At 67.4% G+C, this 12,496-nt stretch carries 15 protein-coding genes; all 15 read right to left on the bottom strand.

Going from position 1 to position 12,496, the window contains the following annotated elements:
- Positions 1-275: 275 nt before the first annotated feature.
- Positions 276-584, bottom strand: coding sequence for a hypothetical protein (locus Q8A52_RS04820; RefSeq protein WP_316749165.1), 309 nt, complete (start codon positions 582-584; stop codon positions 276-278).
- Positions 581-766, bottom strand: coding sequence for a hypothetical protein (locus Q8A52_RS04815; protein ID WP_316749163.1), 186 nt, complete (start codon positions 764-766; stop codon positions 581-583). Before Q8A52_RS04815 ends, Q8A52_RS04820 begins: the two co-directional genes overlap by 4 nt.
- A complete protein-coding gene (locus Q8A52_RS04810) occupies positions 766-1,812 on the bottom strand; it encodes a major capsid protein (protein ID WP_316749161.1) in 1,047 nt (348 codons plus the stop codon). The genes Q8A52_RS04815 and Q8A52_RS04810 overlap by 1 nt, the downstream gene beginning before the upstream one ends.
- Before the next feature lie 34 nt (positions 1,813-1,846).
- Positions 1,847-2,257, bottom strand: a complete 411-nt coding sequence (locus Q8A52_RS04805; RefSeq protein ID WP_316749159.1) for a head decoration protein — start codon at positions 2,255-2,257, stop codon at positions 1,847-1,849.
- A gap of 111 nt (positions 2,258-2,368) precedes the next feature.
- Positions 2,369-3,103: a hypothetical protein gene (locus tag Q8A52_RS04800; protein ID WP_316749157.1), complete on the bottom strand. Its 735-nt coding sequence runs from the start codon at positions 3,101-3,103 to the stop codon at positions 2,369-2,371.
- An 88-nt stretch (positions 3,104-3,191) separates the two neighbouring features.
- Positions 3,192-4,682: a hypothetical protein gene (locus Q8A52_RS04795; protein ID WP_316749155.1), complete on the bottom strand. Its 1,491-nt coding sequence runs from the start codon at positions 4,680-4,682 to the stop codon at positions 3,192-3,194.
- Between the two features lie 251 nt (positions 4,683-4,933).
- Positions 4,934-6,802: a DUF262 domain-containing protein gene (locus Q8A52_RS04790; protein ID WP_316749154.1), complete on the bottom strand. Its 1,869-nt coding sequence runs from the start codon at positions 6,800-6,802 to the stop codon at positions 4,934-4,936.
- Positions 6,803-6,943: 141 nt separating this feature from the next.
- Positions 6,944-8,398 carry a terminase large subunit domain-containing protein gene (locus Q8A52_RS04785; protein ID WP_316749152.1) on the bottom strand — a complete coding sequence of 485 codons (1,455 nt, stop codon included), beginning with the start codon at positions 8,396-8,398 and terminating at the stop codon, positions 6,944-6,946.
- Positions 8,395-8,940, bottom strand: coding sequence for a hypothetical protein (locus Q8A52_RS04780; protein ID WP_316749150.1), 546 nt, complete (start codon positions 8,938-8,940; stop codon positions 8,395-8,397). The genes Q8A52_RS04785 and Q8A52_RS04780 overlap by 4 nt, the downstream gene beginning before the upstream one ends.
- A 67-nt stretch (positions 8,941-9,007) precedes the next feature.
- Positions 9,008-9,208: a hypothetical protein gene (locus tag Q8A52_RS04775; RefSeq protein WP_316749148.1), complete on the bottom strand. Its 201-nt coding sequence runs from the start codon at positions 9,206-9,208 to the stop codon at positions 9,008-9,010.
- Positions 9,205-9,408 carry a hypothetical protein gene (locus Q8A52_RS04770; protein WP_316749146.1) on the bottom strand — a complete coding sequence of 68 codons (204 nt, stop codon included), beginning with the start codon at positions 9,406-9,408 and terminating at the stop codon, positions 9,205-9,207. Before Q8A52_RS04770 ends, Q8A52_RS04775 begins: the two co-directional genes overlap by 4 nt.
- Positions 9,405-9,851, bottom strand: a complete 447-nt coding sequence (locus Q8A52_RS04765) for a VRR-NUC domain-containing protein (protein WP_316749145.1) — start codon at positions 9,849-9,851, stop codon at positions 9,405-9,407. Before Q8A52_RS04765 ends, Q8A52_RS04770 begins: the two co-directional genes overlap by 4 nt.
- Positions 9,848-10,069 carry a DUF6354 family protein gene (locus Q8A52_RS04760; RefSeq protein WP_316749144.1) on the bottom strand — a complete coding sequence of 74 codons (222 nt, stop codon included), beginning with the start codon at positions 10,067-10,069 and terminating at the stop codon, positions 9,848-9,850. The genes Q8A52_RS04765 and Q8A52_RS04760 overlap by 4 nt, the downstream gene beginning before the upstream one ends.
- Positions 10,066-10,971, bottom strand: coding sequence for a ParB/Srx family N-terminal domain-containing protein (locus Q8A52_RS04755; protein WP_316749142.1), 906 nt, complete (start codon positions 10,969-10,971; stop codon positions 10,066-10,068). Before Q8A52_RS04755 ends, Q8A52_RS04760 begins: the two co-directional genes overlap by 4 nt.
- Positions 10,968-12,320 carry a putative antirestriction adenine methyltransferase gene (locus tag Q8A52_RS04750; RefSeq protein WP_316749140.1) on the bottom strand — a complete coding sequence of 451 codons (1,353 nt, stop codon included), beginning with the start codon at positions 12,318-12,320 and terminating at the stop codon, positions 10,968-10,970. The genes Q8A52_RS04755 and Q8A52_RS04750 overlap by 4 nt, the downstream gene beginning before the upstream one ends.
- Between the last annotated feature and the right edge of the window lie 176 nt (positions 12,321-12,496).

Below are 12,496 nucleotides of genomic sequence, written 5' to 3'. Positions count from 1 at the left end.
GATGCTGAGCGTAGAGGACGGCACTGACAGTCGGGGGTGGATTCCCTTGTCTCGCGGTGTAGTTGGTGCGCGAACCGCCTCTACTCATAAGGGTCGGGCGAGCGCAGCCGTTGTTGCAGCGTCCTCAGAGATTTTTCGGAAGAGTGAGCGCTTCGGGACCCCTGCCACCTCTGGTCAGTCCTGTGACCTGCGAGTTTGGATGATGGCTCTGGTGCCATCAAGGCGTTGACCCTAGGCCAAGGGACCTCAGCTTCGGGCGTAACGGGGGCGCTGGCTCATCTGGCCCGGGCACGAACGAGCCGAACAGGGTTAACAGTGCCAGGAGTTGCATCCCGTGCGCTGGTCTCGATCTCAGCGATCTGGCGCTCGATCGCCTTGACGTTCTCCGCGTTGTTGACTGTGGCGACCCCTTGGACGGTGACGGCCAGGGGGTCGGACACAAGAGCCGCCTTGCGTTCACGGAGGACCTCGATGGCGACGGCCTGGAGGGAGGCGAGGCGTTGGTACCGGGTGTCGAGATCTATGCGGTCAGCTTCGCCGAGTTGGGAGCGGAGGTAGGCGTACTCGGCGTCGGTGAGGTTCATGGCGCTTCGGCCCTGGCGCGTCGGGACTGGCGGGGCGGCTCCGGTGCCCAGGCATCGGGATGGGTGATCTGTTCAGCGATCGTCGCGTCGTTGACCTCTGTGCCGGGCTGGAGGAGCAGTGTCTCGTGGGTCTTCGGGTTGGTGACGAAGATCGCGGTGGCAAGTGTGCGGCCGGTGGGCATCACAGGACCTTCGCGGTGATGTGGATGTCGGGGACGTACATGACGGGCATGGCGACGGCGGCGCCCTTCGTCCAGACCTGAACCGGGTCGTCCTGGTAGTCGGCGGTGATGACGATGCCCGGAGCGTCCTCACGGGTGATGGCCGGGTTGGTGCCGGAGGACAGGACCAGGGACTCCGCGGTGATGCCGTACTGGGTCTCGGCCCAGGACTCGGGGTGGGGTGGGAGGAGGATCCAGCGGTTCTCCGGGATGACGCGCTGGTAGGCGTCGTCGACGGAGATCTGGACGTCGTAGACCGTGATCGGCGGGAGGTTGTAGCGGGCGCGGACGACCTCGACCTCGTTGGGGGCGAGGACTGCGGTGGGGGTGGTGGAGCCATTGACGCTGCCGTAGTACGCCGCTCGGTAGGCGTCGTTCGCGGCTAGCGTGGCGCGGGCCTTGTACGACGTGACGACGCGGGCCGGGAGCGGGGCGCCGATCGAGCGGAGGTATTCGATCCAACGCAACTCGTCCGCGATGGGGTCGCTCGTCGGGTCAGACCACGGCTTTGCAGCCGTGGGCATGTTGGCGGCCGGCACACCGAAGTCGGCCTCAAGAGTGAGGCCGTTCTCGCCGTTCAGGCTGAACTTGCCGTCGACCAGGAGGTCGCCGGCGGCCAGCTCCATGCGGTTGTGGATGGACTCGACGTGGCGCTCGATGTCGTCGTAGAGCAGCTCGACGAACTCCGACGAGTCGGCGCCGCGGGCGGTGTCGAGGAGGATCTGCTCCAGTTCGCCTACGATCAGCTTCTGGCCGAGTGGGGGCAGCATGCCCTCAGTGATGATCTTCTCGGCCTGGCGGCGGGCGACGGCCGTCTGGGCGTCGTAGGCGCGGAACTTGGCCGCGTTCACGCGGCGCTTGCTGCTCTTGATGCGGAACTTGACGGAGTTCAGGCGGCGTTCGGGCATGACCGTGCGGGTCAGCTCGAAGTCGGCCGGCGTTTGCATCGTGCGGGCGAAAGTGTTGAGGTCGGCCGCGTCGATGTCACGCAGCAGGGTGTCGAGCATGGTGGGTTGGGCTCCTCAGCGGGTCGGGCGCGGATCAGATGAAGTGGATCTGCGCGGTGGAGGCAGTGATGGCGTCCACGTTCAGGCCGCCGGGGATGTGGGTGGCGGCGATCACGCCGTGCCAGAGCAGGGCTGCGCCGGCGCGGGGGCTGCCGGGGGTGAAGGGCACGTCGGCGAGGAGGACGCCAGTGAAGGTGGCGCGGCCGTCGGTGGCGTCCTTGTCCCAGGGGCCGTAGAGGCCAGTGGCGGTGACGCGGCCGAGGGGGAGACCGGCCTGCATGACGTTGCGGGGCTGGCCCACGGTGGGTTGCGTGTAGTGGGTGCCCTCGGTGAAGAGAGAGGTGTCGAGGGTGATGGTGAGCGGGGTGTCGAGTCCGTGCCGGGCTGCCAGCCAGGGGCGGTCGGCGGTGGCGGACTCGGAGTAGGTGATCGGATTCAGATCCACGCCAGGTTCCTCGGGGGCGAGCCGTGTTGGCGGCGAGTCTGTACGGTCACCGGGCGGTGCCGTCGTCCGCGGAGGTGTAGGAGGCCGCGGTCCCTGTGGGTTGCCGGGAGTTCAGGAGCTCTTGAGGTGGCCCCGACGCCGGGCAATGTCGAGGCCGAACTGGCCCAGGCGGGGCGGGGCGCCGCCTGAGCGTCCAGGGACGTTGGAAGGGCTGCCGGAGGGCGGGGCGGCGGGTGGCTGCGGGGCTTGAGCGCCGAAGAGTTCGGGGCGTCGCTGCTTCAGGTCCTCGGCAGCCTGAGCGAGAGTGGCCTCGTCGGCATCCGGTTCGATCTGGCGGGCGAGCAGCACGGCGGCGTCTTCCAACTCCGGTCCGGCGGAACCCAAGCCGACCAGGATGCCCCGGCGGGCGGCGTCGCGCTCGCGGGCGGTGGCCGCCGCTTCCCGTTCCTTGGCCTGGCGCTCGCGCTGCGCGGCTGCCTGTTCGCGCCGCTCGACCTGGGACAGGCGCGCCTGCTCGGCGTCCTTCTGCTGCTGTTCAGCCTGGCGTTGGTTCTGTACGTACTCCGTTAGGGCCTTGGCCGACTCGAAGCCGAGCTGGCCGAGAAGGTCCCGGACGCCGGCGCGGCGGCCCTGGTCCTTCTCGCGGGCGAAGCGGCGGGACAGTTCATCCTGGGGGAGCGTGACCGTCGTGATGCCGGGGTCCTCGGGCGGCGGGTCGCCGACCGGAAGGTTGCCGGGGTCGTCAGAGGATGCCCCGAGGATAGGCAGGATCGGACGGCCGTCGCGGCGGTATCCGAGGGGAGCGAGCGGCAGCGGCGGACGCGTGCCTCGCGTTCGTACGGTCATGGGCAGACGTTCTCCTCGCCCAGACGCCCCCGCGTTGGCGCGGAGTCTAAACCCCTGGGTGCCCGGTGTGCCTACGAGGCGTACGCGGTCAAGCGGCTTGGCCGCTTCCCTCTTTCTCGGCGGTGCTGTTCGCTGCCTGCGTGGGCGCCGAGGAGAAGGCGCTCGCGCGAATGCGTTCAACCTCGAGCGCTGCGTCCTCGATCGGGAACCCCGCCTCGACCAGGAACCGTACCCCCGTCTCCAGCGACAGCACGCCGCCCTGCACACCGCGCACCACCAGATCCAGGGCGGCCGACAGATCCGCGGGCAGGTAGGCGCCGAAGGCGATCGTGGCCCGTGGGTTGTCACCGGGCGGCAGTACGCCGCCGAGCTGGTACAGCCGCTGCACCATCTTCAGCAGCAGGGGGTACTTCGCCTCCCGTGCCAGGCGCATCGAGCGCACCATCGCGTCCAGCGGGCCGAAGCTGAGCTGCAGTGCGTACCCGGACGGCACCTCCGATGGGCGCACCGTGCCCAGCACGCTGGCTGGCAGCCGGGTCACGACGGACAGGCGGTCGCGCAACGCGTCCACGTACGCACGGAGCTCGGCGAGCTGGGCCGATGTGTCGACGGTGCTGAGCTGGCCGTTGTCGCCGAGCGGCCACACCATTCCCGGCTCGACCTCGACGGGCAGGGGATTGCCGGTCCTGCGGTCCACCGGGAGCCGCGCCCCGGACAGGCCGATGATCGGGGAACCGGTGGTCGCCGAGGCCCGTTGGCTGTCGGTGTCGGCCGCAGCAAGGTCGTCGAGGAGCTGGGCGACGGACAGGAGGCTCGACTGGCCATAGTGCTCCGGGCCGTTGACCGTGTTGGGGACATGGATGAGGGGGACGAAGTCCAGTTGGAGGTCGAGCCGGTTGAGGACGTCGCCGTCCGCGTTGGTGCGGAAGCGGGCCCGGGCGAGGGAGAGCGCGTCAATGTTGCCGATCCGGTCGACCTGGTCCAGGTCCCATTCCGCGTCGGTGAGGTAGCAGGTGATGTCACTCGGCCGGCTGGACCACGGATAGGTGCGCCGGCCGCTGTCCTCGATGGGACCGAGTTCGTACGTCACCCGCCGAAGGGTTCCCTTCCGTCCGGTGCTCGGATCCTCCGGGACCTCCCACGCCAGGTGGACGCGTTCCGGGTAGGCGTCAGCGTCGAGCGCTCCGTCCGGCAGGACAGGGAAGTAGAAGCCGGGGTCGAACGTCTTCAGGACCGGACGGCCCTTCGTCCGCGACCAGGCGAGCAGGTAGACGGTGTCGCCGAGCAGCACAGCGTTGCGTTCGGCGTGCTGCATCCGCATCCGGAGGTGCTCCGCCTGAGCCCAGTCTCGGAGCAGTGCCTCCCGACCTTGGGCCGCGGTGCTCTCCTCGGCGCCGTCGATGACGATCTGCTGTGTCTCGCCGAGCATATGGCTGAGCGTCTGATCGACGACAAGGGAGGCGTCACCATACTCGCGCCGGTCGTCGCCATCCTCACCGAGCAGGATGGCGGCCTGGTTGCTGTCGTATGCGGCGAGAACTGTGTAAGCCGCGAGCCGGCGACGTTCAGGCTCCGGCACCCATGATGAGGCGGTTGGCACCGGAAGGCGCGTCGTCCGGCCCTCGGCGGCGGCTCGAAACGCCGGCTTGTACGAAAACGCGCCCCACGGGTCGATAACCAGATCCTTGAAGCCCCGCACGTTCGACCTCACCTCCATCGAGCAGGGGCGGAGCCTAAGGCATCTGGTCCCGTGCCTGCAGCAGCCTGTCTTGCTGCCGCGGCAACCGGAAGGCGAGACGGCGAGGTGGTTGTACAGGAGCGTAAGCCAGATTAGAGACGGAAAACCTTACAAGCTTCACTCTTGATGCGGTCCAGACGTTGATCGTATTCCGCCTTAGTCCACTGGGTCACCTCTCCCAGTTCGCTAGTCAGGCGAACCTTACTTTGCTTGTAATAGTAATCCCGTTTGGTGATGAATGGCTTGTTGCCGGCATCAGAGTTCTCCCCCGGGCCAAAGAAGGTGAGGTTTCCGAGCTGGTGAACATATTCGTTTAGCGCAGGATCATTGTCTCCCGGGAGTGGGTTTTGAGGATAAATGTGCTCAATGGTCACCTGATTCAGGTCGAAGACGGAGATCATGTCAGGATGAGGTCGCCCATTTGCCCCCGCTGCGAGCCAGCCCTTGTGGTCTTCGAGAGTTGTCAGAAACTCCCGAATATTTGCTTTCTGTGCGCTCCCGCGATCGTAGCGCAGGACATTCTCGAGGCTGCTCTTGAAGTGCTCGTCCGGGGCCACTTTGTTTAGGAGGCCCTGCAGCTGGCCACGTAGGCCATCCCAGTCGATAGGGTTTCCATTTGAGTGCTCTTCTCGAATCCTCTTCGCTTCGGCGTAATAGATCTTAGCGGGTGGGGTTGCGTGTCCGCCGCAGATATTCTTGTACCGGAACGCGAAGATCTCCAGCATGAAGACGAGCTCAGCAAATCTCTTCTCGCTCGCGCACTGGGCTGCAGCCAGGAGCAGAGGTACGGCAAGCTCATGCTTAAGGGTGATGACGAGGCGCCTCAACCTGTCCTTCTCCCATTTGGAAGCTGCAGGCTCGAAGCCAGGAGTTGTCGTATCTGCGTAGGGCCAGGAACCAGAGGTAATCTTGAGGAAGCTCTCCTTCTCGTTCGAGAAGGACTGCACTTGCTCGAGAATTACACTCGACGCAATGGGAGGGTTGCCTCCATCGGGGAAATATGCCTCCCTGAGCTTCTTAAATAGCGGAGCGCCGGCACGTACGCCGGTAGTGGATGGGTAATAAGCTTTGAAGAAGTCGCTAACCTTGCTCGAAGGCGTGCCTAGGATGTCGTCCCAGATTGAAGCGGCCTTCTCTTGCTCGCTGCTGTTCCCTTCGAGAATCTCCAAAGTGTAGCTGCGAAGGAGATCGGCATCCTGTAGGGATCGTCCACGGTCATTCAGGACGCTGAACAGCTGATAGGCGCGCTCTCGATCCAAACAAACAATCTGAATGACGTGCGATTGAACGGTCAGAGCGCGCCGAAGCCGGTCAAGTGCCTCGACCTTTTCGACCCATGTGTCAGCCGCATCTACGATGGGTTTGATGAGCTTGGTTCTCAAGGTCTCTTGGGCGGATGCCAGGAGTTCATGGCTCTCCCTGTTAGGGGTCGCTGGAATCCCTTCAAGGATTTCCTGGAAGAAGTCGTTATCCGCTTTCGAGAGTGAAAGGCGGGGACGTTTCTCCACCTTTCCCTGGGCTACATTCGAGTAGTTCCAGTAAACGAATCTATTCCGCGTGTCATCGCCGAGGATTTTGGCGGATGCCTCTACGTGGTGGTCGCTAATCGCTTGTGCTTGGGCCGAAATCCGGTCCGCTGCTGCTGCAATTTCTGACAACGTGAGCACGAAAGTTGTCAAACGCTGTTGTCCGTCGACGATCTCGTAATCATGAGGTCGGGACTCTGTGTGCTTGGTGTGTTCGATGCAGACGAATCCACCAAAGAAGTGCCCTCGCTCGTCAGCTGCTCCATCGAGCAGGTCCCGAATGTCGTCGATGAACGCTTCTGTCTGATTTGACCATGCGAAGGAGCGCTGATATCGGGGTACCCAAAATGGATGGTGTTCCTCAAGGAGAGCCCCTACGCCGACACTTCGAGGCGAGACAGATGCGGCACCAAACGTCATCGCAACCTCTATCAATGATGGGAGATTGAGAAGCTAGCTGGAGCGACACCTCGGGCCAGCCCTCGCACTCCTCGTTCCCCCGTCTGAACGTGTTGAGCAGTCAGGTTAGTTGAGCCCAGAGATGTTTCGCTACTTCAGTGGGAGACGGCCCTGCCCTTATCGCCTTCCACCCAGTCGCCCATCGCTCCACCTCCTTGACCGTTCCGGCGCCGCATCCAGGAACAGATCGGTTAGGGCCCACACGCAGGAGTCGAGTAGGTCCGGCGATTTCTCCTCAGCCTCGGAGGCACCGACGTACGTCGTCATCTGCTCCTCAAGTACCGCGAAGGTGCGCGGCGCGCCGGCGTGGCTGATGCGCGACTGCTCGTACAGCATCGCCACCGGTGCGGCGCGGGCGCGTTTGGCGCGGGTGGCGTGGACGACTCTGCACGGCACGGTGGGGTCCACTTCGGCCAGGAGGGCGGGGAGGTAGTCCCCGCCGTTGTTGGCCTCAATGACCACGCAGTCGGCTTGGTGCTCGTGGTACAGGGCGGCGGCGCGGCGCATTGCGGCCGTGGGGGTGTGGCGGTCCTGCTCGGCGTGGAGGACGTAGCCGCGGGGACGGCGGTCGCCGTACATCTGCTCCAGCGGGTAAGAGCGGCCGGCCACCGTGAAGGCGGTAAGGTCCGCAGAGTCCGTCGTCGTGACGGCCGGGTCGACGGCGACGACCAGGCGGTCGAGCGGCGGGACCGCGGTACGGGCGAGGCGGAAGCCCTCGACCTCGAACATCCACTGCTTCCACAGGGCGCCCTCGACGTCCTCGAGGAGCACGCCGTCCAGCTCTTGGCGGCCCAGGCGGGTGCCGCCGTACTCGGAGTCGAGCTCGGCGAGCGCGGCGGGGGAGAGGTTGGCACGGTTGTCCTCAGTGCGGCCGGTCGTCAGGACGACGGTGGAGCCGGGGCGCCGCCCGCGTTCCACCAGGCGTTTGACGTGGGGGAGCGGCTTGGGCGTGGTGGAGATGACGACCTGAGGGCTTGGTGCCTCGCGCAGGCAGAACCACAGCATGTCGTACACCGACTGGGCCGTGTGCCGGTTCCAGGCCGCGTACTCGTCCAGCCAGCCCTTGTCGAAGGCGAAGCCGCGGAGGTTGTCCGGGGTTTCGGCCCCGAAGCCGTAGATCGCCGAGCCGTTCTTCAGGCGGAGTGTGGTCAGGCCGTTGCCCGGGCTGTAGCGGCGGACGTCCTCGGGCGGGATGACCGCCAGGAGGCCGGACTTGGGGGACTCGAAGCAGATCTCCTTGACCAGGGTGGCGTTCTTCGCGACGACCGCGATCATCGTTCCCGGCGTCGTCGCCCACTCCCGTACGGCCTCTGCCGCGGACTTCGTCTTGCCCCAGCCTCGGCCGGTCAGCATCATCCAGGCCGCCCAGTCGCCCTCGGGTGGACGCTGCGTGGCGCGGGCGTGATGGTGCAGCCAGCCGGAATGGGGCAGGCCGTCGCAGGCGGGGCGGTCGCAGGCCCAGCGGCGCGCCGAGACCGCGTCGGCCTCGATCAGCGCGGTGATCTCGGCGTGTAGTTCGGCGTCGGACATGGCGGCCGCGTCCGGCAGCGCGGCCAGCGGATCGGCGGTCACGGCTGGTCACCGCCCAACGTGCCGATGCGGGACTCGAGTTCGCGGCGCAGCTGCTCCATGCGGGCCCGGCGTTCCTCGTCCGTCAGACCCGACACGTCCGCCGTCTCCGGTCCCTTGGAGGCCGCCGCGGCGGCGTCGGCCAGGTCCATGCCGTACGCCTGGCGCTCGATGCGGATCGTGACCTCCAGCCAGCGGATCACGTCCGACGGGCTGAGGCGTGCGGGGTCGAGCTGCTGAAGCTGGGCGATGATCTTCGATTGGGCTGCGGAGGCGAGGCGGGCGTGCCGGCGGGCCACCTCCCGGGCGGCCTGCTGTTGTTCGCCGCGCCAGAGCCGGTCCTGCTCCCGGTCCCACGCCTCGGCGCGCAGTACCCAGCGGTGTGTCGTCGACCAGCGCTCGATGAGCGTGCGGGACTTGGCCAGACGTTCGGCGACCTTGCCGATGCTGCGGGACAGGCCGAGGTCGCGGTAGCAGGCGAACGCCTCCCACGCGGCGGCCGACTCGCTCGGCTGCCGCTCCCATGCCTCGGCGCTTTCCGCCATCCGATCAGTACTCTCCCGCCTGGTCTGTCTGTCCTCCCGCTCCCCTCCTGCGCAGGGACGTTGTGTCTCAGCTGGACGGGCTGCTCAGGGCCGGGTCGAGGAGGCCGAGGTGCGCTAGGAGGTCGGCGCAGTCGGCGCGACGCTGTGCGCGCTTCTCGTCGGTGGCGCGGGCGGCGACCTGGAGGGCGGCCCTGCGGCGTACGGAGTCGGGCAGCGGGGTGACGGAGACAGTGCGCTCCCACGACGCCGAGTCCTTGGCGAGGTTCATCGTGCGTTCCCTTCGGGGATGTCGTCAGGCTCCAGCTCGCCCGCGAGGAGACGAGCGAGCTGGTCGGCGAGGTGGAACGGTTCGGCCGCGAGGTGTTTGGTCAGGGCACGGGCCAGGCCGGCGGCCGTGCGGTGGATGGTGGTCAGGTGGTCGATCTCGGCGTGGAGCCGGTTCAGCTCGTCGGCGTGCGGGCCGCTCACGAGGCGGGCCTCCGGAAGTTCGGGGGAAGGGCGGCCCGCTGCCGCGCCGGGCCCAGCACCTGCAGGACGGTGGGCAGATCGCGAGGGCGCCATACGGCGACTTCGAACCCGCTGTCGGCGAGGTGGGCCAGCCACTCGCGCTGGGTCGGGCGGATCCGCCCGGCGTCGGTCTTGAACTCGACGAACAGCGTGCGGCGCTGGCCGAGGTGCCCGAACACCTCGTCGGGCCAGCCCGGGTCGGAGCGCCGAGAGTCCGCCGTGTGGTACTGCAGCCGCCAGCCGTAGCGCGTGGCGATGTCGCGGACCTGGCGGCGCCACTGCTCCTCGCTCGTGCCGGTGACCGACACTGCCCGGTCGACGGCCTGCGGGAAGCGCTCGGCTTCCAGTCGGTCGAGTGGCCCGTACCGTTCGGTGAGCAGCTTGCGGTACAGCTCCCCGTTCACGGCGCATCCTCCAGGAGCCGGTAGCCCGTACTCGTCGGCCGCATACGCTCCAGCGCGATCCGGGTCCGCTGCCCGGTCCGTCCGCCGGGTGTCGCTGCGGTGAGCACCGTGCAGTACGCATAGCGGGCATCGACCTCGTCGACGCGCACGGTGCGGCCCTCGCTGCGCTTGTCGTTGTCGGTCCACACCTGGCCGACCCGCACACCGGGCCGCTTCACGCCGCACCCGCCAGGTAGTCGGCGGCCCACAGCTCCAGGGCCCGCCACCGCTGGCCGGCCTCGATGTCGCCGTCCCGCTCCATGCGGTCGATGGCCCGCTGCACGACAGCCGCGGCGTCGGCAGGCATTGTGCGGGTGGCCAGCACCGTCTCCACCGGGGCGGTGCCTTTGCGGGTGGCGGTCTGCTCGTCCGGGTCGTACCAGCCCTCCGTCAGTTCACCGAGGTGGCGTTCGACGAGCGCCAGGATGATCGCGAACACGGCGGCGACGTTGCCGATGTTGTGCGCGCCCTTCACCGTGTCGAGCGTGTCCAGCACGCTCTCGTACTGCTCGATGCGCGCGAGCCAGCGGGCGTCGGCCGAGGCGGCCTTCCGCGCGGCCTCGAAGGCTTTCTCCGCGGCCTCCTTCTCGTCCGGGAGGAACACGATCTGCACTGTCGCGAAGTCGAGATTGGCCTCCGCGAGGCTCGGCACGCTGACCTCGTCCAGCAGGTCGAGTGTCTTGTCGTCCAAGCCGGAGTACAGGCGCATGGAGACGTCCTCCAGCTCCTCGTACAGCGCCTTGAGGGTGGCCGGGTCGTCCTCGCCCACGATCGCGTTGTGCGCCAGCTGCAAGGCGATCTGCCGCTGCCTCGGCAGCGGCTCGGTGATCTCCAACCACCAGATCCGCTCCAGGCCGGCCTCGATGGCGGCCTTCGTTCGGTGGTTGCCCGACAGCACGATCAACCGCCCCGACTCGCTGTCGTTCCACACCAGCGGTGTCGAGGTCAGCGCCCCGTCGGCGCGCACGTTCGCCACGAGGCGCTGGAACTGCTCATGCCGCATGAACCGTGCGTTGACATCCAGCAGCGTCAGCTCACGCGGGTCGCCCTCGACAATGTGGGGCTTGAGCGGCTCACTCATGGGTTCCCGTCCTCCTTCGGTCCCTCGGCCTGTCCGTGCTTGCTCCTCCACTGTGCGAACCCTTCGGCCAGCGACCAGCGGCCCAACTCGCCGCCGTAATCAAGCTGGTAGCGGTAGGCGGGATCGGTGGAGTCCTTGCGGGAGTTCAGGCGCAGCAGCCCGCGGTACTTCATGGAGACCGGGCGCTGGGTGAACGCCGTCGTGTTCAGCCGGGTCAGGCGGGTGTTCATCGCCCGCTGTGCCAGGAACTGGGCCTCCGTCGACAGCGCCGCGTACAGCACGAGCTTGGCCAGGCGCCCGTACGACGTCGGCGCCACCGGGAAGTCGGAGAGCAGGTACACGTTGTGCGGGTCGTACTTCGGCGTCGAGAACGCGAAGGCGCCCACCACGACCCCGTCGACCAGCACCGCGAGCGCCATCGTCGGTGTGCCTGGGCGGATGTTGTGGTTCATGTACTGGGAGCGCAGCGTCGCGAACTGGCCCATCGACAGCGGGGCCAGCGTCAGGGTCTCGCCGAGGCGCTGGCCCGGTACGAGGCGCGGGGCGCGCACCGGCTCCAGGCGCTGGTTGGGTCGTACGATCCGCGACCGCGGCACCGACGAGTACACGTTGATCGGCAGGCCGCGGTTGGCCGTCTGCACCTGACCACGCAGGTGGTCGGCCAGCTCGGCGACGTCGTAGTGCAGGCCGAGGACCCAGTGCGGACGGTCGGTGATGCGCTCGATCAGGGTCTGCTTCGCCGCGTCGTCCAGCGTCGGGTACTCCGGTGCCGGCCAGTCCAGGTGCTTGTCCAAGGCCGCGAACTGGCCCTCGTAGTCCCCGGCGTAGAACGGCGGGAAGGCGACGACAGGAGCGTCCGCCGGGACCTGTTCGGCGAGCCACTGGTTCACGTCCATCGGCGCGTACGACGCCAGCCGCAGCGGGAGCGCCTCGATCTTCGCGACCGTCTTCGCGTGCAGCTCGGGGAACTGCTGCTGGTACGCCGCCAACATCCGTCCGTAGTACGGGTGGTCGCCGCGCCCGATCCACTGGAAGAACCGGGAGCCGAGCAGCACAACGGCGAGTGTCCCGGCCCGGCCGTCCAAGTACGAGGCCAGCCAGTCGAGTTCGTCTGCCGGCTCGGCGCGGGTGGTGATGGGCAGTTCCTGCCCGGCCAGGTACCAGCCGATCGCGGAGGAGTACAGCTGCACGTCGCAGCCGTGGAGCCGGAACCCCGAGTCGTGCAGGACGCGTTCGATGGTGAAGTTGCCCGAGCAGCCGACGTAGATGTCCTCGGCCTGGCCGCGCCAGGTTGTGGCGTGCTCGTGGATGATCGCGCGAAGGTCCGCGGGGATCGAGCCGTGGAACACCGGGCCTCCCCGCTGTGGTGACTTCTTCCTTCTTTTCGGACTTGAGCCCTCGTCGAGGGGTGGGACGCGGGCCCGGAGGGGCAGGGGGCTGGTCCTGCCGTGCCGGACCGCCTGGGAACCAGGAGGCGCGGGGGACGCCTGGAGGGGGATGGTTCCTTGGCTGGTCGGCTCCGCAC

The sequence above is a fragment of the Streptomyces herbicida genome (assembly GCF_032656585.1).
In the GTDB taxonomy this organism is placed as follows: domain Bacteria; phylum Actinomycetota; class Actinomycetes; order Streptomycetales; family Streptomycetaceae; genus Streptomyces; species Streptomyces herbicida.
The sequence above is the reverse complement of the archived record's forward strand: the minus strand, read 5'-3'. Positions and strand labels throughout refer to the sequence as shown.

Excerpts from the sequence above, each read along its gene's own strand:
- Q8A52_RS04755 (WP_316749142.1), bottom strand. The coding sequence starts at position 10,971 with ATGAGTGAGCCGCTCAAGCCCCACATTGTCGAGGGCGACCCGCGTGAG.
- Q8A52_RS04775 (WP_316749148.1), bottom strand. The coding sequence starts at position 9,208 with ATGAACCTCGCCAAGGACTCGGCGTCGTGGGAGCGCACTGTCTCCGTC.
- Q8A52_RS04810 (WP_316749161.1), bottom strand. The coding sequence starts at position 1,812 with ATGCTCGACACCCTGCTGCGTGACATCGACGCGGCCGACCTCAACACT.
- Q8A52_RS04820 (WP_316749165.1), bottom strand. The coding sequence starts at position 584 with ATGAACCTCACCGACGCCGAGTACGCCTACCTCCGCTCCCAACTCGGC.
- Q8A52_RS04815 (WP_316749163.1), bottom strand. The coding sequence starts at position 766 with ATGCCCACCGGCCGCACACTTGCCACCGCGATCTTCGTCACCAACCCG.
- Q8A52_RS04780 (WP_316749150.1), bottom strand. The coding sequence starts at position 8,940 with ATGGCGGAAAGCGCCGAGGCATGGGAGCGGCAGCCGAGCGAGTCGGCC.
- Q8A52_RS04800 (WP_316749157.1), bottom strand. The coding sequence starts at position 3,103 with ATGACCGTACGAACGCGAGGCACGCGTCCGCCGCTGCCGCTCGCTCCC.